This window comes from Mesorhizobium qingshengii (assembly GCF_900103325.1).
Lineage (GTDB): Bacteria > Pseudomonadota > Alphaproteobacteria > Rhizobiales > Rhizobiaceae > Mesorhizobium > Mesorhizobium qingshengii.
The window spans coordinates 535,113-553,567 of record NZ_FMXM01000003.1; the positions used below are offsets into that span (position 1 = coordinate 535,113).

12 protein-coding genes are annotated in these 18,455 nt (G+C 64.5%); 6 read left to right on the forward strand and 6 right to left on the reverse strand.

Annotation, left to right across the window (positions count from 1 at the left end; genetic code table 11):
* Window positions 1-125 precede the first annotated feature (125 nt).
* Both BLS48_RS06435 and BLS48_RS06440 read left to right on the forward strand, forming a co-directional pair.
* Window positions 126-4,955 (forward strand): NAD-glutamate dehydrogenase, encoded by a 4,830-nt coding sequence (locus BLS48_RS06435; RefSeq protein ID WP_091576134.1) that lies wholly within the window; start codon window positions 126-128, stop codon window positions 4,953-4,955.
* Window positions 4,956-5,102: 147 nt separating this feature from the next.
* Window positions 5,103-6,479 (forward strand): MFS transporter, encoded by a 1,377-nt coding sequence (locus BLS48_RS06440; protein WP_091576135.1) that lies wholly within the window; start codon window positions 5,103-5,105, stop codon window positions 6,477-6,479.
* A 47-nt stretch (window positions 6,480-6,526) separates the two neighbouring features.
* Here BLS48_RS06440 and purH read toward each other — a convergent pair whose 3' ends face one another.
* The 3 genes from purH to BLS48_RS06455 all read right to left on the reverse strand — a co-directional run bounded on the left by purH (window position 6,527) and on the right by BLS48_RS06455 (window position 10,982).
* Window positions 6,527-8,143 carry a bifunctional phosphoribosylaminoimidazolecarboxamide formyltransferase/IMP cyclohydrolase gene (gene purH, locus BLS48_RS06445; RefSeq protein WP_091576136.1) on the reverse strand — a complete coding sequence of 539 codons (1,617 nt, stop codon included), beginning with the start codon at window positions 8,141-8,143 and terminating at the stop codon, window positions 6,527-6,529.
* Window positions 8,144-8,237: 94 nt separating this feature from the next.
* Entirely contained in the window at window positions 8,238-9,962 is a 1,725-nt protein-coding gene (locus BLS48_RS06450) for a heparinase II/III family protein (protein ID WP_091576137.1), read from the reverse strand.
* Between the two features lie 162 nt (window positions 9,963-10,124).
* Window positions 10,125-10,982 (reverse strand): helix-turn-helix domain-containing protein, encoded by an 858-nt coding sequence (locus BLS48_RS06455; RefSeq protein WP_425284658.1) that lies wholly within the window; start codon window positions 10,980-10,982, stop codon window positions 10,125-10,127.
* A gap of 60 nt (window positions 10,983-11,042) precedes the next feature.
* Between BLS48_RS06455 and BLS48_RS06460 the strand changes: the two genes are divergently transcribed.
* Window positions 11,043-11,975: a phytanoyl-CoA dioxygenase family protein gene (locus BLS48_RS06460; protein ID WP_091576138.1), complete on the forward strand. Its 933-nt coding sequence runs from the start codon at window positions 11,043-11,045 to the stop codon at window positions 11,973-11,975.
* Window positions 11,976-12,073: 98 nt separating this feature from the next.
* On the opposite strand, the gene BLS48_RS06465 is transcribed toward BLS48_RS06460, so the two are convergent.
* The gene (locus BLS48_RS06465) at window positions 12,074-13,462 is read right to left on the reverse strand and encodes an RsmB/NOP family class I SAM-dependent RNA methyltransferase (protein ID WP_244529524.1); all 1,389 of its coding nucleotides are present in this window, start codon (window positions 13,460-13,462) and stop codon (window positions 12,074-12,076) included.
* Window positions 13,459-14,478, reverse strand: coding sequence for a zinc metalloprotease HtpX (gene htpX / locus BLS48_RS06470; RefSeq protein WP_091576140.1), 1,020 nt, complete (start codon window positions 14,476-14,478; stop codon window positions 13,459-13,461). The genes BLS48_RS06465 and htpX overlap by 4 nt, the downstream gene beginning before the upstream one ends.
* Window positions 14,479-14,583: 105 nt before the next feature.
* On the opposite strand from htpX, the gene BLS48_RS06475 reads away from it, so the two are divergent.
* Window positions 14,584-14,805 carry a DUF1674 domain-containing protein gene (locus BLS48_RS06475; RefSeq protein WP_091576141.1) on the forward strand — a complete coding sequence of 74 codons (222 nt, stop codon included), beginning with the start codon at window positions 14,584-14,586 and terminating at the stop codon, window positions 14,803-14,805.
* 8 nt (window positions 14,806-14,813) lie between these two features.
* Here the strand turns inward: BLS48_RS06475 and BLS48_RS06480 are convergent, their stop codons facing one another.
* Entirely contained in the window at window positions 14,814-15,479 is a 666-nt protein-coding gene (locus BLS48_RS06480) for an HAD-IA family hydrolase (protein WP_091576142.1), read from the reverse strand.
* 168 nt (window positions 15,480-15,647) lie between these two features.
* Between BLS48_RS06480 and BLS48_RS06485 the strand changes: the two genes are divergently transcribed.
* On the forward strand, window positions 15,648-16,517 hold the full coding sequence (locus BLS48_RS06485) for a transglutaminase-like domain-containing protein (RefSeq protein ID WP_091576143.1): 870 nt from the start codon (window positions 15,648-15,650) through the stop codon (window positions 16,515-16,517).
* A 344-nt stretch (window positions 16,518-16,861) separates the two neighbouring features.
* Entirely contained in the window at window positions 16,862-18,223 is a 1,362-nt protein-coding gene (locus BLS48_RS06490) for a pilus assembly protein (protein WP_091576144.1), read from the forward strand.
* Window positions 18,224-18,455 lie beyond the last annotated feature (232 nt).

Here is an 18,455-nt window from a genome sequence, read left to right on the forward strand (position 1 = left end):
CTCATCACGCGGTGGCTTGCCGCCGAATTCCGATATTTCTTTGCAAGCCGTCAAACCTTTGTCGCCAAACAGCAGTCATCTGCTACCATAGTCGCAAAAGCATGTGACGGGAGGGAATTAGCGTCATGGCCAGCCTGAAAACCGCAAGTCAGCCAAAAAAGAGCCAGGCAAAGGGGGAAGACAAGTCCGGCAAGCTCGCCGATTATCTGCTGGCCCGAGCTCCTGCCGAAGACATCGCCGCCTATGACGTGGCCGACCTCGTGCGCGCCGCGGATCTCGCCGGGCGTGCTGTCGCGCGCCACAAGAAGGGCGACTGCGTCGTCGCGATCGATGTCGATTCCGGTGTCGTCCGCCAGGGCCGGCCGATGACCGTCATCACCGTCGTCAACGACAACATGCCGTTTCTGTTCGATTCCATCCTCGGCGAAATCACCGACGCTGCCGGTGAGCCGCTCCTGGTTACCCATCCGGTTATCGTCGTCAAACATGGCAAGGGCGGCGTCGAGGAAATCCTCGGCGACGGCGGCACCGTCAAGAGCGACACCGCCCACGACCGGCTGAGCGTGATTCATGTCCATATCGGCCGGCTTTCCGTCGAACATGCCGAGGCCTTGGCCGGACGGTTGAAGAAGCTTCTGGGCCAGGTGCGCGCCGCGGTCACCGACTGGAAGCCGATGCTGGCCCGGCTCGACCAGGCGATCTCCGAATTCCGCTACGCGCCGGTGCCGCTCGACAAGGCCAACGTCACCGAGGCGATCGCCTTCCTCGAATGGCTGCGCGATGACAATTTCACCTTTCTCGGCATGCGCGAGTTCAAGTACACCGGCAGCGAGAAAAGCGGCATGCTGGAGCGTTCCGACAAGCCCGGACTCGGCATCCTGGCCGATCCCGACGTGCTGGTGCTCAGGCGCGGCACCGAAGCAGTGACAACGACACCGGAGATCCGTGCCTTCCTGCACGGGCCGGAGCCGCTGATCGTCACCAAGGCGAATGCCAAGTCGGCGGTGCATCGCCGCATCTATCTCGACTACATCGGCGTCAAGACCTACACCGCCAAGGGGGTACTTTCGGGCGAGCTGCGCATCGTCGGCCTGTTCACGTCAACCGCCTACACGCGCTCGGTGATGAAAATCCCGTATCTCAGGTCGAAGGCCGAAACCATCATCGCCAAATCCGGCTTCAATCCGGAGGATCATTCCGGCAAGGCGTTGATCAACGTGCTGGAGAGTTATCCGCGCGACGAGCTGTTCCAGGTTCCGGTGCCAATTCTGCGCAAGCACGCCGAGGCCATTCTGGGGCTGGTGGAGCGGCCTCGCGTCAGGGCGCTGGTGCGCGCCGACCAGTTCGACCGCTTCGTCTCGATCCTCGTATTCGTGCCGCGCGACCGCTACGACAGTGTCGTGCGCGAGAAGATCGGCGCTTATCTCAAGACGGTGTTCGAAGGGCGGCTGTCGGCCTACTACCCGGCTTTCCCGGAAGGCGGGCTGGCGCGCGTTCACTTCATCATCGGCCGCTCCGGCGGCAAGACGCCGAAAATCGAACAGGCGACGATCGAGGCGGCGATCCGCGACATCGTGCGGACCTGGGAGGACGCGCTGCGCGAAACAGCGGCCGAATCCGGCGCCGATCCGGCGCTGTCGGCGATCGCCTCGCGGTTTTCCGAAAGCTATCGCGACAGCTTCTCGCCAGCCGTGGCGCTGGTCGATGCCGGGCGCATCGCCAAGATCAGCGCCAGCAATCCGATCGCCATCGACTATTACCGTCACGGCGAGCAGAAGCCGCACCAGGCGGCGCTGAAGATCTATCACCACGGCAGCCCGGTGGCGCTGTCGCGGCGGGTGCCGGTGCTGGAAAACATCGGCTTCCGCGTCATCAGCGAGCGCACCTTCGAGGTCGGCGACGCCGCGACCGGCACGATCAATAGTAATCAGCCCGGCATGATCAATAGTGATCAGCCCGGCATGGTCTTCATCCACGACATGGAGCTTGAGAACAGCTACGGCAAGCCGATCGAGCTTGGCGATCATGGCGCGCTGTTCGAGGACGCATTCCTCGCCGTCTGGCGCGGCGACGTCGACAATGATGGCTACAACGGCCTGGCTCAGACCGCCGGCCTCTGGTCGGGCGAGATCACCATCCTGCGCGCCTATGGCCGCTATCTGCAGCAGGTAGGCATCCCGCAGAGCCAGGATTTCATCGCCGCGGCGCTCAATCGCTATCCCGAGATCGCGCGCGGCCTGCATGCCCTGTTCCTCGCCCGGCTCGGGCCTACCGCCGAGACGGAAGGCGTCGTGGCGGCCAAGCATCTCAAGGCCAAGATCAAGGACGCGCTGGAAGACGTCCCCAACATCGACGACGACACCATCATCCGTCGCTATCTCAACCTGATCGAAGCCTCGCTGCGCACCAATCATTTCGTTGCCGATACGAAAGACAAGGGCCAGTCGCTGGCGATCAAGCTCGATTCGCGCTCGGTCGAGGGATTGCCCGAGCCGCGGCCTTGGCGGGAGATCTTCGTCTACGGCTCCGAGGTGGAAGGCGTGCATCTGCGCTTCGGCCCGGTGGCGCGGGGCGGCCTGCGCTGGTCGGACCGCGCCCAGGATTATCGCACCGAGGTGCTCGGCCTGGTCAAGGCGCAGCAGGTCAAGAACGCCGTTATCGTGCCGGTCGGCGCCAAGGGCGGGTTCTTCCCCAAGCGCCTGCCGGCGGGCGGCAGCCGCGACGCCGTTTTCGAAGCCGGCACGTCGGCATACAAGAACTATGTTTCGAGCCTTTTGTCGATCACCGACAATATCGGCCTCGAGGGGGTCATTCCGCCGACCGGCGTGGTGCGCCGCGACCAGGACGATCCGTATTTCGTCGTCGCCGCCGACAAGGGCACGGCGACCTTCTCCGATACCGCCAACGCGATCAGCGAGGCCCATGGCTTCTGGCTCGACGATGCCTTCGCCAGCGGCGGTTCGGCCGGCTACGACCACAAGAAAATGGGCATCACTGCGAAGGGCGCCTGGGAAGCGGTCAAGCGGCATTTCCGCGAGATGAACCGCGACATCCAGACCTCCCCCTTCACCGTCGTCGGTGTCGGCGACATGTCGGGCGACGTGTTCGGCAACGGCATGCTGCTGTCCGAGAAGACCCAGCTGATCGCCGCCTTCGACCATCGCGACATCTTCATCGACCCGGATCCGGACATGGCGGCATCGCTGGCCGAGCGCCAGCGCATGTTCGCGTTACCGCGTTCGAGTTGGCAGGATTACGACAAGACGAAACTGTCGGAAGGCGGCGTCATCGTCTCGCGCAACCAGAAGTCGATCACCTTGCCGGCAGCGGCCGCCGCGGCCATCGGCCTTGGCAAGACCACGGCGTCGCCGGTCGAGATCATGAACGCCATCCTCAAGGCGCCGGTCGACCTTCTGTGGTTCGGCGGTATCGGCACTTATCTGAGAGCATCCACCGAGACCAATGCCGATGTCGGCGACCGCGCCAACGACGCCATTCGCATCACGGCGCTCGACGTGAGGGCCAAGGTGATCGGCGAGGGCGCCAATCTCGGCGTGACGCAACGGGCGCGTATCGAGTTCGGCCTGAACGGCGGTCGCTGCAATTCCGACGCCATCGACAATTCGGCCGGCGTCAACTGCTCCGACGTCGAGGTCAACATCAAGATCGCGCTGGCGTCCGCCATGCGCAAGGGATCGCTGACACGCCCGGCACGCAACAAGTTGCTCTCCGAGATGACCGGGGAGGTCGGCGCACTGGTGCTCTCCAACAATTACGAGCAGACTCTGGCGCTTTCCATCGCTCGCAAGCGCGGGCTCGCCGACATCGCTCACCAAAGCCGCTTCATGGCGGCGCTGGAAGCGCGCGGCCTGCTCAATCGCACCGTGGAGACGTTGCCGTCGCCGGCGGCCCTTGCCGAGCGCGAAGCACGCGGGGAACCGCTGACCAGGGCCGAGCTCGGCGTGCTGCTCGCCTACGCCAAGATCGTGCTGTTTTCCGACATCGTCGCCAGCGACGCGCCGGACGAGCCGCATTTCGACCGCGACCTGATGGACTATTTCCCGGAGCGCATGGCGAAGAAATTCGCGTCCGAGATCCACGGCCATCGCCTGCGCCGCGAAATCATCGCCCGCGTCGTCGCCAACGATCTGGTCAACCGGGGCGGGCCGTCCTTCGTCAACCGGCTGCAGGAGGCGACCGGTCGCAGCGTCGCCGACGTTGTCCGAACCTTCGCGGTCGTCCGCGACGGATTTGCCTTGCCGGCGCTCTATCGCGAGATCGATGCGCTCGACAACCACATCGACGGACAGGTCCAGCTCGATCTCTACCAGGCGGTCAGCCGGCTGATCTACGTGACCAGCGGCTGGTATCTCAAAAACGATGCCGGCACAGATGGGCTGGCCCAGCGCATCGCCGAACTGCAGGAAGCACGCAAGGCGCTGGAACCGAAACTCGCATCGCTGCTGCCGGCCTTCTCGCGCGAGCGGATCGAGGAGAAGCGGCATGGTCTGTTCAAGAGCGGCGCGCCGGAACGGCTGGCCGAGCAGCTGGCGCTGACCGACGTGGCCGAACTGATCCCCGACATCGCGCTGACGGCGCGGACAGCCAATGCCGACATCGTCGCCGCGGCGAAGGCGTTCTTCGCGGTCAGCGATGCCTTCCGCATCCCGCGCGTCGAGGACGCGGCGCGTTCGATCACGCCTTCCGATTACTACGACCAGCTGGCGCTATCGCGCGCCACAGACACGATCGGCGCGGCGCGGCGTGGCATCGCGGTGGCGGCGCTCACCGGCCATGCCAAGGCGGCGGATCCGGTGGCGGCGTGGCTGGAGGCCGGCGGCGAGCGGGTGGCTCGCATCCGCGAGCGGCTGCAGGCGCTGACCGAGGGCGGCGACATCACCGTGTCGCGGCTGTCGGTCGCATCCGGCCTGATGAGCGATCTGTCCGCGCGATGATCGCTTGCCAGATCGGGCAAGATTGCCGGCTGGAACTACGCTATAGAGCGATACGGCGCCCTGCTTCGGGGCTTCGTCAAGCATGATCCCGAAAAGTGGACGCGGGTTTTCGAGCAGGATCATGCTCAACAAAAAGACGGAGGGGACATGACCGAGGTGGCAGTGCAGCGGGCGTCGGGGCGTGGCATCTGGGGATGGATGTTCTTCGACTGGGCGGCGCAGCCGTTCTTCACCGTCGTCACCACCTTCATCTTCGGTCCCTATTTCGTCTCGCGCATGGCGAGCGATCCGAACACCGGACAGGCCGTCTGGGGTTACGGAATCGCCGCGGCAGGACTGGTCATCGCCGTGCTGTCGCCGATCCTCGGCTCGATCGCCGACCAGACCGGACCGCGCAAGCCATGGATCGCGTTCTTCGCCGCGATCAAGATCACCAGCCTGACCCTGCTCTGGTTCGCCGCGCCCGGCTCCAACCTGTTCCTGGTCGTGGCCTTGTTTTCGCTGGCCTCGGTGGCGGCGGAATTCTCGACCGTGTTCAACGATTCGATGATGCCGCGCCTGGTGCCGAAACGCGAGATCGGCCGGATCTCCAACATTGCCTGGGGCCTCGGCTATCTCGGCGGCATGATCGCGCTGATCTTCGTCGTCACCTGCATGGCTGGCTCGCCGGAAACCGGCAAGACGATCATCGGGATCGACCCGCTGTTCGGGCTCGATCCGAAGCTCGGCGAGGATGCCAGGGCCACCGGACCGCTGTCGGCGGGCTGGTATTTCCTGTTCATCCTGCCGATGTTCTTCTTCACGCCGGACGCCATCAAGGGCATTCCGATCGGGCCGGCGGTGCGCGAAGGCCTGTCGGAACTGAAATCGACGCTGGCCGAGGTGCGGCGGCGCGGTGGCATCTTCCGCTTCCTCGTCGCCCGCATGATCTACCAGGACGGCGTCAATGCGCTGCTGGCGCTGGGTGGCACCTTCGCGGCGGCGATGTTCCACTGGTCGATCACCGAGATCGGCATGTTCGGCATCATCCTCAACGTCGTCGCCATCTTCGGCTGCTGGATCGCCGCGCGCCTCGATACCGCACTCGGCTCCAAGGTGGTGGTGATGATTGCGCTGGTGATGCTGTCGGTCGCCACCATCGGCGTCGTCTCGACCGGTCCGGGCTTCACGCTGCTCGGTCTGATACAAATGCCGACGGTCGATTCGGGCGGGCTGTTCGGCACGGCGGCCGAAAAAGCCTACATCATGTACGGCCTGCTGATTGGCCTGGCCTTTGGGCCGGTGCAGGCGTCGTCACGTTCCTACATGGCGCGCAGCGTGACGGCGGCGGAATCCGGCCGCTATTTCGGCATCTATGCGCTGGCCGGTCGGGCAACCAGCTTTCTGGCGCCATTCCTGGTGGCGACAATCACCGCCGTCAGCGGCTCGGCTCGGCTCGGCATGGCGGTGATCATCCTGTTCCTGGCCATCGGCATGGCGATCCTGGTTCGCACACCGTATCCGGCGGACCGGCCGGCGGAGTGAGCACCTCTTCCTTCTCCCCTAGGGGAGAAGGGAAGGCGCCGCCTAGACTAATGCCGGAAATGCCTCACACCCGTAAACACCATGGCGATGCCGTGTTGGTCGGCGGCGGCGATGACGTCGTCGTCGCGCATCGATCCGCCCGGCTGAATAACCGCCGTGGCGCCGGCTTCGATCGCCGACAGCAGGCCATCGGCGAAGGGGAAGAAGGCGTCGGAGGCTACCACAGAGCCCTTGGTCAGCGGCTCGGCAAGGCCCGCTGCCTCGGCCGCGTCGAAGGCCTTGCGAGCGGCGATGCGTGAGGAATCGACCCGGCTCATCTGGCCGGCGCCGATGCCGACAGTGGCTCCGCCCTTGACGTAGACGATGGCGTTCGACTTGACGTGCTTGGCGACGCGGAAGGCGAACCTCAGGTCGGCCATTTCGGCCGCTGTCGGCGCCCGCTTGGTCACCACCTTCAGCTCGAGGTCGTCGACCACGGCATTGTCCCTGCCCTGGACGAGCATGCCGCCGGCGACGGATTTGACCGTCGTGCCAGGGGCGCGCGGGTCCGGCAAGCCATCGGTGACCAGCAGACGCAGGTTCTTCTTCGCCGCGACGATTGCCGCCGCCTCGTCGGTCGCACCGGGCGCGATGATGACCTCGGTGAAGGTTTTCACGATCTCTTCCGCCGCCTCGGCGTCGAGGACACGGTTCATGGCAACGATGCCGCCGAAGGCCGAGACCGGATCGCAGGCGAGCGCTTTGGCGTAGGCTGCCTTCAGCGACGTGCCTTCAGCGACGCCGCATGGATTGGCGTGCTTGATGATGGCGACGGCGGCGGAGCGGTTCGGATCGAATTCGCCGACCAGTTCGAAAGCGGCGTCGGTGTCGTTGATGTTGTTGTAGGAGAGCTGCTTGCCCTGAAGCTGGCGTGCGGTGGCGACGCCCGGCCGCTTGTCGCCGTTGACGTAGAAGCCGGCGCTCTGGTGCGGGTTCTCGCCATAGCGCATCACCTCGACCAGCCTGCCGCCAAAGGCGCGCCAGGTCGGATGCTCGATCTCGAGCGCCTCGGCGAACCAGCCGGAAATCGCCGCGTCATAGCTGGCGGTGCGGGCAAAGGCCTTGGCCGCCAGCTTCTTGCGGAAATCCAGCGACAGCGAGCCGAAATTCATCTCCAGCGCATTGAGCACCGAAGCGTAATCGCCGGGATCGGTGACGATGGCGACATAGGCGTGGTTCTTGGCCGAGGCACGGATCATCGCCGGGCCGCCAATGTCGATGTTCTCGACGATCGCGGCATAGTCGGCGCCGGAGCGGCGGACTTCCTCGAAAGGGTAGAGATTGGAGACGACCAGATCGATCGGCTCGATCTTGTGGTCGCGCATCGCCTTGACATGCTCGGGGTCGTCGCGCACGCCAAGCAGCGCGCCGTGCACCGAAGGATGCAGCGTCTTGACGCGGCCATCCATGATCTCGGGAAAACCGGTGAGCTCGGAAACGTCGCGCACGGCCATGCCAGCTTCGGCGATCGCCTTGGCCGTGCCGCCGGTGGAGACCAGCTCGACGCCGGCGGCGGCCAGCGCCCTGGCGAAATCGATGAGGCCGGTCTTGTCGAAAACGGAGAGCAGCGCGCGACGGACGGGAACGAGGTCAGGGGCGGGAATGTTCTTGGCGGCGACGGCCATGGGCTGGCGGCCTTTCACGGCTGGAGGGGCAAGTCCGCGCCGTAGCACATGACATCAGGAAATCAAGCCGCAAGGTCAGTCCTGGCGGACACAGTCAGTTGTTTTCCGGGTAGCCGGCGACGCTGGTGCGCGTCAGCTGCCAGTGAACCTCGGCAACGTCCGATGCCTTGAAGGCGAGCACGATCTGCCGGCTGCGGCGCGGGCCGCCAAGGCCGGCGAAATAGATCGATTCCTCGACCTCCGGCACCACCTCGCTGGAGGTGAACACCCAGGTGTCGGCCTGATCTCCCGCCAGGACCAGGCGATCGTGCTCGTCCTGCAGCAGGTCGATGTCGGGGTGGACGTGGAAGCGGACGGTGATGAAATCGCGGCCGTTGTTGCGGATCGCGGCATTGCCCGGCCTCAGGAACCGGTCCCTGCCGGCCAGCACGTTGCCATTCGTCGACAGCTTCAGCTCGCGCTCATGCAGGAAGCCGAAGCGGGCGACATAGCCATCGTGGCGGGCGATGAAACCCTGAACGCCCTTCTGGTCGGTGCGCTTGCACGGGACGTGCTGCGGGCCGCCGATCAACGGCGAGCCGAGCAGGTCGTTGACGCGCAGCGAATAGCTGAAGCGCGCCGACGAGGTGTCGTTGATGGTGGCGGTCGAGTGCGCGGCCGTGGCGCGGGCCAGCGGCCGGAACTCGGCGGCGCCATAGGTGTCGATGCCGGCATTGACGATGTAGTGCTGGCGGCCGGACGACAGTTCGAAGGCGAGGCATCCGGCGTGCGCGGCGTTGGAAACGTCGACCGGCGGCGGCAGGCCGGTGTCGGCGATGACGGTGACGCCACCCATCGACAGGCGCTCATAGCCCGAATGCGGCGCATGCAGGAGCGGTGCGCCGGCGGTGTCGTCGTGGCGCAGGATGGTGGCGATGCGGTCATGGATGGTCGCGCCCATGCCGTTGAAGCGGGCTAGGCTGCCGTCCTGGTGGCGGAAGAAACGCAGCGCCGGCAGCATGCGGTCGATGGCGCCGATCAGCGCCTGCGGCGGCGTTTCCGCCTGGTTGGCATAGGTCTGGCGCAGCGGCAGAAGGTCGGCGAGGATTTCCAGCACCACCATCGGATTGCGCGAGATGTGCCCGCCGTCGGCGAGGATCTGGCGGTCGAGTTCCTCGGCGAGGTTGCGGGTGGCGCCGCGCAGCGCCGATGCGGGTGCCGGCAAGGAAAGCGCGGCGAAGGCCAGTGCGATGCGGGCGCGCAGCCTGTCCTTGCCGTCCGGCATCTCGCGCGCCATCGACCTGAGGTAGCGGATCTGCATGGCGAGCGATTTCAGGAAGGCGCGGTAGAAGGGAAACTCGGCGCCCTGCAACACGACGGAGGAATGCTGCAGCCAGGCGATGATGCGCTTGGCTGTCGTGCCGGGCTCCCAGGCAACGCCGGAAATATGGCTGCCATGCATGGCGATCCAGTCGGCAACCAGCGCGCGGGCGTTGGCGGCGGCGAGCTCGGTGCCGGCGGCGCGCATGTGGCGCAGCCAGCGAAAGCCATGCAGCGTCTTTTGCCAGCCGTGATTGGGTACGTTGATCTGGAAAGGCGACTTGCCGCCGGTCTCGACCATGTGCCCCGACAAGGGGTAGCGGCCGTAGTAGATCTCGAGCGCGATCTGCGGGTCGGCGAGGCGCAGGTCCGGCGGCGCGATCAGCACACGTTCCGGCGTGCGGCCGGAATAGCGCCAACGATAGACCGGCCCGGCACGCAGGCGCCGGCGCGTTTTGCGCCAGAACTCCTTCGCGACAAGCGTCCATAGACGCGTCGTGCTGCCGGCAGCCAGTGCCAAAACCCCTCCTGATCGTCCTCTACCCCAAGCTCAAGCTTATATGATTCAAGAACTTATGCGAAGGCGGATTCCGCCAAAGTGAAGGGGTTCACTCCGAGGCGGCATCATTGGCCCCAAAAAAGCAAAGCCTTTCCGGGATCATATCGGGGGTCGCGTCGCTGTTCATTTCCTCGTGTGGCGGTGTCGAAACTCGCTGGGCGAACATTTCTCACGATCCCGAAAAAGCCGGGAAAAATAGAAGGCATCGTGTATGCCAACCGCCATGGCCACAGCCTCGACGGGTGAATCGGTGGTCACCAGCAATTGCTTGGCGAGGTCGAGCCGGATACGCAATTGGAATGCCTTGGGCGATAGCCCGGTGTGCAGTGCGAACTTGCGGCGCAGGGTCGCCGGCGACATTTTGAATTTCGCGGCGAACGCCTTGAAGTCAAGCGGTTCGACCGCGCGATTGCGCAGTTCCTCGACGGCGCGCTGAAAATCGGGATGGCTTTCGCTGTTGCCCCAGCCAATCGCTTGCCGGGCGGCCCGCACGACCAATCGATGCACGGTGGCGGCGGCCTCCGCCTGACTTAGCGCGGTATCCAGGGACAGCTCGGCATACAGCCGGTCAAACAGCCGCTGCATGTCGCCGAGGTCGGACAGACGAACGACCGGCGCCTGTTCGACGATCAGCCGCATGCGCGTGAAATCTCGAGTCAAGGCACCTTCGAAGAGCGCCCAGCGCTCGGTCCATCCCCACTCGTCCGGCCCATAAGAATGCGCTTTGCCGGGGAACAGCCAGAACAGGCTGGGCGCCGCGATTGCCTGCTTGCCCGCGGCCCTGGTTTCGAGCCAGCCCTTGCCTTGCTCCACCAGCACTACGGCAAAATCCGGCAGCCTTCGCCCGACAATGGCTTGCTCGACACGATGGCGACCGACACCCGTCACCGACAAGCCGCCCATCGCGGCCGAGGGCGACCGGTACAATGCCAATTGACGGTTATGCATGAGCGAAAAGTCCAGGTCGAATCTTCTGTTCATGGGCACTGGCCACTACAATAGGGCATTGTCAGCCCAAGCTGGAAGCCATGGGTGATTGAAATGTCGATATCGCGGGCAAAATCAACATCGCAAGACGCTCCTCCCGTCGCCCTTGCGGCCAACAGTAAAGTGCTGTCGACGGCGACGAATCGGTTGGGATATCTCACCCCGACCGATCCGTCCGCCGGCATCGAGACCATTCGCCATCTCTATGGGATGCAAGGCTATGTCTGGCTCAAAGGTCTGTTGCCACGCCGCAGCGTGATCGATTTTCGCGGCTGGGTGTTTTCGCATCTGGCGGATACCGGGTTGGTCATGCCTGGGCTCGATCCTGGGCTCGGCATAGCGGCGGCCGGCGCATTTGACCGGCAACTGGCCGATCGCCGCATCATGTCGCTGGTTCGTTCGGCTGCCTATGAAGGCTTTTGCGCGCAACCGCTATTGTCCCGCTTCATGGACGAATTCCTGGGCGGGCTGTCCTACCTGCACAAGCGAAAGATCATGCGTTTCACCCAGCCGGGATCGCCTGTCGCGACGCCGGCGCACTACGATCTTGTCTATCTGCGCGGCGGCACCAGCCGTATCGTTACGGCTTGGATACCCCTGGGCGACGTTTCAGTTGATATGGGCGGCCTCGTCTATCTCGAGGGGTCGCACGCGATCGGCGTCGGCATGGAAGCCCGGTTCAACGAGAACAATGCCGGCCTGGATGCACAGGAACGGATCAGCGCCTACAACCGCAACATGACCGAGGGCGGTTGGGTGTCGAAGGATCTGCCCGAAATGGCTGAGCGGTTTGATTCGCGCTGGCTGATCGCGGATTTCGAGGCGGGCGACGTCGTGCTTCACTCGCCCTACATGATCCATGCGTCGACGACCAACCAGAGCCCAGACGGGCGAATCAGGCTGTCCACGGACATCCGTTTTCAAAACGTCGATGACGAAATCGACGCGCGGTGGGCGAACCACTGGAGTCTGGACGACATGCTCTAGGTCAGTTCACCGTTTCACGGAAACGGCAAACCGCTCTAACTCTTTGTTTTGACGCAATTCCGGACGGAAAACCGTTTCACACTTTTCCTGGAATTGCTCTAGGATGTTCGACGCATGCGGGCGGCGAAGAAGCCATCGAGCCCCGAGCGTTCCGGCGCGCCGAGGTCGAGATCGGCGGGGGTCGTGCGCAGCGTGCCTTGCGGCGTCAGGAACGGATCGATACCGGCAATCTCACCTTGCCGTAGCGGATCGTCGGCGACCGCCGCTGTCGCCTTGAGAAAGGCGCGATGCAGGTCTTCGCCCTCGAGCGGGTCGAGCGAACAGTTGGAAAAGACGATCTTGCCGCCCGGCTTGACGAGGGTGACGGCGCGGGCGAGCAGCCTGCGTTGCAGGTCCGCGAGCTTTTCGACATCGGCCGCCGTCTTGGTCCATGGCACGTCGGGATGCCGCCGCACCGTGCCGGTCGATGAGCAAGGCGCGTCGAGAAGAACGGCGTCGAACAGCTCTTCCGGCTCGTATTTGAGCAGGTCGGCCTGGACGATGTCGGCGGACAGGCCAAGGCGGTCGAGATTCTGCGCCAGCCGCGCCAGCCGGTTCTTCGAAGTGTCGACCGCGGTGACCTTGGCGCCCGCGAGAATCAATTGCGCGGTCTTGCCGCCGGGGGCGGCGCAGAGATCGGCGACGCGCAGGCCCCTGACATCGCCGAACAGCCTTGCCGGAAGGCTGGCCGCCGCATCCTGAACCCACCAGGCGCCTTCGGCAAAGCCCGGCAACTCGGTGACGGGACCGGCAAGCTTCTCCACCCGCACCGTACCGGTCGGCAGGACGATGCCGCCGAGCTGTTCGGCCCAGAGTTGGGGATCGGCCTTGACCGAGAAGTCGACCGGCGCCTCGTGCCGATGCGCGGCGAGAATCTGTCTGGCCTTCTCCGTACCGTAGGCGGCCTTCAGCCGGTCGGAGAACCACTTTGGCGCTTCGTCGGTGGCGGCAAGCGCGGCCGGCAGCTCGGCTTCCTTGGCGCGCGCCAGCGTGCGCAGCACGCCGTTGACGAGGCCGGAGAAACGCACGGTGCGCGGATCGGACTTGGCGTGCGTCACGGCCAGGTCGACGGCGGCGCTGTCGGGAATGTCGAGGAACAGGATCTGCGCGGCCGCGACATGCAAGATGTGCGACAGGGCGGTGGCGTTGGGTGGCAGCGGCTTTTCCAGGCGCCGCGCCAGCAGCCCCGTGATGGTCATGCGATAGCGCAGCGCGGTGACCAGGATGGCGCGGACTAGGCCACGGTCGCGCGGGTCGAGCGCCTTGTATTGCGGGTGGCCGTTTTCGTGATCGGTCAGGCCGTCAAGCGGCGTCCTGGCGTCAATGACGGCGGCAAGCAGGCGCGCCGCGGCCTTGCGGGCGGCGAGGCCGGCGACGAATTCGCCACCCCCATTCTGTTCCTGATCGCCTGAAACCGTGCGCCGAGGTGCCCTGTCCGCCACGTTCACGACCACCGGCCCTTGGGCCCGGTCGGGTTTCGGCCCCACGGGTTGGGTTTCGGCTTGGCTGGCTGCGCCGGCTGTTCCGGCCGCGCGGCCTGGTCCCACGGACCTGCAGGCCGCTGTTCGTCCGCCTGCCGTGGTGTCGGGGCCTGGCGCGGGGCGGCCTGGGCGCCGCCGGCCATCTGCCCCGCCATCGCCTGAAGGGCGGCGATGCGGTTCTCGGTGCTCGGGTGGGTGGAGAACAGACTGTCCATGCGCTCGCCGGAGAGAGGATTGATGATGAAGAGGTGGGCCATTGCCGGGTTGCGCTCGGCATCGGGGTTGGGAATGCGTTCGGCGCCGCGAGCGATCTTGTCAAGCGCGGACGCCAGCCAGAGCGGGTGTCCACAGATTTCGGCGCCGCGCCGGTCGGCTTCGTATTCGCGGGTACGGCTGACCGCCATCTGCACGACCATCGCGGCAAAGGGCGCCATGATCATCGCCGCCAGCACGCCGACAAAGCCGAACGGGTTGTTGTTGTCGCGATTGCCGCCGAGGAAGAAGGCGAAATTGCCGAGCATCGAGATGGCACCGGCAAAGGTCGCCACGATCGTCATCGTCAGCGTGTCGCGGTGCTGGACGTCAGCGAGTTCATGCGCCATCACCGCGGCAACTTCCTCATGCGTCAGTGCGTGCAAAAGGCCGGTGGAGGCAGCGACTGCCGCATTCTGCGGGTTGCGGCCGGTGGCGAAGGCGTTCGGCTGCGGATTGTCGATCAGATAGGTCTTCGGCATCGGCAGGCCGGCACGCTCGGCGAGGCCCTGGACGATAGCGTGGTATTCGGGCGCGTTTCTTTCGTCGACCTCGACAGCGCGGTTCATCGACAGCACCATCTTGTCGGCGTTCCAGTAGCTGAACAGATTGGTGCCGGCGGCGACCACCAGGGCGATCATCATGCCGCCCGATCCGCCGATCAGGAAACCGACACCCATGAACAGCGCGGTCATCGCGGCAAGAAGCATGGCGGTGCGAAGTGTGTTCATCGTCTGCTTCTATCCAGGGGGTGGCAAAAAGGGGTCGATCGGCGCGGGTTCATCGCTATATGATGGGAAACGCCAGGTCCCGTTTCAATCCGCCGGAAATATCGCATGAACGACGAAACCAGTAAAACGCCTGCCGGCCAAGGTGGCGACGCGCCGCAAAAAATGCTGACGCCGGCCGCGCGCCGCGCGCTGGCGGAAGCCGAGGCGCGGCGGCAGAACTATCGCCAGAAGGAAGCCGCGATGCCGAAGGAAATCGGCGGCCGTGGCGGCAAGGAACCCGGCCGCTATGGCGACTGGGAGGTGAAGGGATTGACCAGCGATTTCTAGCGCCTGGTCTAGGCGGCGCTGCGCTGCGGCTCCAGCGCGATCCAGCCACGCTCGTCGATGGTGATGCCGATCGTGTCGTAACCAGCGATCGCGGCATGTTGCGTGGACAGCGGATGCTGGTGCGTGGCGTTGATGACCATGACCGCGGCCTCCGCGGCCTCGGCGGCCACTATGCCGGCTGGAGCATCCTCGAATACGAGGCAATCACGCGCCTCGAACCCGAGCCGGCTTGCGCCGAGCCGGAAGCAATCGGGCGCCGGCTTGCCACGGGAAACATCTTCCGCCGCGACGAGGACGGAAGGGACGGGAATGCCGGCAGCCACCATGCGCAACAGCGCCAGCTCGCGTGGCGCGGAAGTCACGATCGCCCAGCGTTCAGGCGGCAGCGAGCTGAGAAACGCCGCGGCGCCGGCGATCTGAACAATGCCATCCAGATCGGCGGCTTCGGCCTTCAGCAGCAGATCGGCTTCATATGCCGGATCGACTCCTGGGAGTGCCAGGCCGGTAATCGTCTCGATCGCCCGCACGCCATGGATCGTCGGCAGGAAGGCGGCGACGTCCAAGCCCTGCCGCCGTGCCCAATCGCTCCACACCCGTTCCGCCGATGCGATGGAATTGATGAGCGTGCCATCCATATCGAAGAGGAAGGCGGCGAATTTTCTGCCTGCGAACATGGTTTTCCTTGAATCGGGGGGAACGTGTCGAGGGACGGCCCAACCGTATCGTCAAGGCGCGGGCATGGGAAGGCGCGCCAGTGTCTTTTCGGACGCTCCAGGGGAACCACGGCACCCCTCCCGCGTTTGAGCAAAACTGTTTTCCACGACGATCGAAGGGGACCCGCGATGCTGATCCGGCTCGGCTACGAAATCGCCATCGAATGCAGCGAGGCTATCCCGGTGATCTCCCTGCTCGAGATCCACAAGGACAGGCAGGCCGACATCAAGCGGCAAACGCGCGTTCTGACATCGCCTTCGGTGCCGACCAGGCTCTACCATGACCTGCACGGCAATGCCTGCCGTCGTTTCACGGCGCCCGCCGGCGGCTTTCGCATCCTCTACGATGCCGTCGTCGAGGACAGCGGCGAGACGGACGAGGTCAATACGCTGGCCAGGGAAGTGCCGGTGGCGGAATTGCCCGACGAGGTACTCGGTTATCTCCTGGGCAGCCGCTACTGCGAGACCGATCATCTCAGCAATCTCGCCTGGCAACTGTTCGGCCATCTACCACCCGGCTGGGCACGGGTGCAGGCGATCGTCGACTATGTCCACAACCGCCTGTCCTTCGGCTATGGCTATGCCCGTTCGACCCGTACCGCCGCACAGGCGCATGAGGAGCGGGTCGGGGTCTGCCGCGACTTCGCTCATCTGGCGATCACGCTCTGCCGCTGCATGAACATTCCGGCGCGCTATGTGAACGGCTATCTGGGCGACATCGGCGTGCCGGCCGATCCGGCGCCGATGGATTTCTCGGCCTGGCTGGAAGTGTTCCTCGACGGCAAGTGGTACACGTTCGATGCCCGCCACAACACGCCGAGGATCGGCCGCGTCGTCATCGCGCGCGGCCGCGATGCCACCGACGTGCCGCTGCTGCACAGCTTTGGCCAGCATCGGCTCAACCTGTTCAAGGTGTGGACCTACGAACAGGACGGCAATCTGTTCAATCCGCCCTATCACGGCGTCGACAGGACCGTCAGCGCCCGGATGCTGGCCTAGCCTCCGGCGGTTGGCACCTGCTCCGAGTTCGTTCGCACGCCATTTTCTTGGTCCTGCGGCTTCGGGACAGCTGGCCCGGTTCGGCACACAAAGCCCGTGCCGCAACGGGACGTGATCGGGTATTTCGCGATCCCTGGGCCTGATCATGGTAAGCGGCTCGTAAATGCCGCCGCAGTTATGGTTTTCTGTTTACCGGCCGTTCACCTTCTTGCAGTCCGAAACCAAGCAAAAACAACGCATTGATTGTGAGCCTCTCGCCTGGTGCGGTGTAGCGGCGTCATCCGGCTGGAATCCTGCATTGCCCTCCCTGCGGCGATAAGGCCGAGGCATGCGGAGGCTGTTGGATGCGGAATTACGGGGGTCTTGTTCACGCCGTTGGCGGTTTCGCCAGACATCGCGGTGGAAATTTCGCGGTCCTGTTCGGCCTTGCCGCGTCGGTCTTGTCGCTGGGTGTTGGCTTTTCCGTCAACGTATCACAGCTCTACAATGCCAGATCGAGCCTGCAGGGCGTGGTCGACGCCGCCGTGACGTCGACGGCGCGCGATCTGACGACAGGCGTCATCAAGGAAGCCGATGCCAACAAATCGGTGCAAGCCTTTCTCGATGCCAACAGCCAGGCAGGCATCCTGCAGGCCGACCAGATCGTGCTGGACAAGCTGACGCTCGACAAGAACGCCAAGACGGTCCAGGCGGACGTCCATGTCGATGTCGCCTTGTTCTTCCCGATTCTTGGCATGGGCGACATGAAACGCGTTGCCGCCTCCACGACGGCGCTCTATTCGGACAAGACCATCGAAGTGGCGATGATGCTCGACGTGACCGGTTCGATGGCCGGTCAGAAGATCAAGGATCTGAAGGCGGCGGCGAGCAATGCGGTGGACAGTTTCCTGGGCAACCAGGATCCGACCAGGCCCAGGGTGCGGGTTTCCATCGTGCCTTACGCCAATTCGGTCAATGCGGGTGCGCTCGCGGCCAGCACAGTCTATGTCGAAACCAAAGCGAGCCAGCGCAAACAGGCGCCCGGCAACATGAGTGCACAGCCTGCTTCGGCCTCGCCGCGCCCCGACAATTGCGCCACCGAACGCAAGGGCGCCGACCAGTATTCGGACGCGGGTCCTGACTCGAGCATGGTCAATCGCGACTACCTGCTGTCGAGCTTTGCCGCAAACACCCGGACCGCCGCCTGCCCGGCCGCCGCACTCGTCCCGTTGACGGCCGACGCCAGCGCGCTCAAGAACGTCATCAAGGATTTTGTCGCATCGGGCGGGACAGCCGGCCATATCGGCGTGCAATGGACCTGGTACATGCTGTCGGAAAGCTGGGGCAGCGTGATGAAAGCCTCGGAGCGGCCAGCCAAAATGGATCCGAAGAAAGTCGCCAAATATGCGATCCTGATGACGGACGGCGAATTCAACCTGTCCTATTTCGACGCCAACACTGTCGGCGAGGTCTACAATGACGCCGGCAAGGAACCGACCCGCGCGGCGGCAAAGAAACTCTGCGCTGCCATGCGTGACAAAGGCATCGAAATCTTCACCATCGGCTTCAACCTCGAAGAGGCAAATGCCGAGGCGACCCTGCACGATTGCGCCAGCACGGACAGCGGATCGATCAAGCATTTCTATCAGGCCGCCAATGGTGCCGAACTGGACGACGCGTTTCAGACGATTGCCCGCAACATCGAGACCCTGGCGCTTACCAAGTAAGGGTTCGGCAAAGGAAAAGGCCGCCGCTTCTTTCGAAGCCGGCGGCCTTCCGTGTTTCCGTCCATGGCGCGGCCTGTGGCGGCGACCCATGAGGTCACCCGCCGCGCATCTCGCGCCTTAACGGGAAGACTGCTTCCCGAAAGTGCAATCCGCTGAGGCCACGTTCTGGAAAACGAAATCACTCGACATCGGATCACCTCCTTTCGATTTGTTGAACACGCAGAGATGATGG

Coding starts and splice junctions, on each gene's coding strand:
- BLS48_RS06490 (WP_091576144.1), top strand. CDS start 16,862: ATGCGGAATTACGGGGGTCTTGTTCACGCCGTTGGCGGTTTCGCCAGA.
- BLS48_RS06475 (WP_091576141.1), top strand. CDS start 14,584: ATGAACGACGAAACCAGTAAAACGCCTGCCGGCCAAGGTGGCGACGCG.
- BLS48_RS06480 (WP_091576142.1), bottom strand. CDS start 15,479: ATGTTCGCAGGCAGAAAATTCGCCGCCTTCCTCTTCGATATGGATGGC.
- BLS48_RS06440 (WP_091576135.1), top strand. CDS start 5,103: ATGACCGAGGTGGCAGTGCAGCGGGCGTCGGGGCGTGGCATCTGGGGA.
- BLS48_RS06485 (WP_091576143.1), top strand. CDS start 15,648: ATGCTGATCCGGCTCGGCTACGAAATCGCCATCGAATGCAGCGAGGCT.
- BLS48_RS06455 (WP_425284658.1), bottom strand. CDS start 10,982: ATGAACAGAAGATTCGACCTGGACTTTTCGCTCATGCATAACCGTCAA.
- BLS48_RS06435 (WP_091576134.1), top strand. CDS start 126: ATGGCCAGCCTGAAAACCGCAAGTCAGCCAAAAAAGAGCCAGGCAAAG.
- purH (WP_091576136.1), bottom strand. CDS start 8,143: ATGGCCGTCGCCGCCAAGAACATTCCCGCCCCTGACCTCGTTCCCGTC.
- BLS48_RS06460 (WP_091576138.1), top strand. CDS start 11,043: ATGTCGATATCGCGGGCAAAATCAACATCGCAAGACGCTCCTCCCGTC.
- htpX (WP_091576140.1), bottom strand. CDS start 14,478: ATGAACACACTTCGCACCGCCATGCTTCTTGCCGCGATGACCGCGCTG.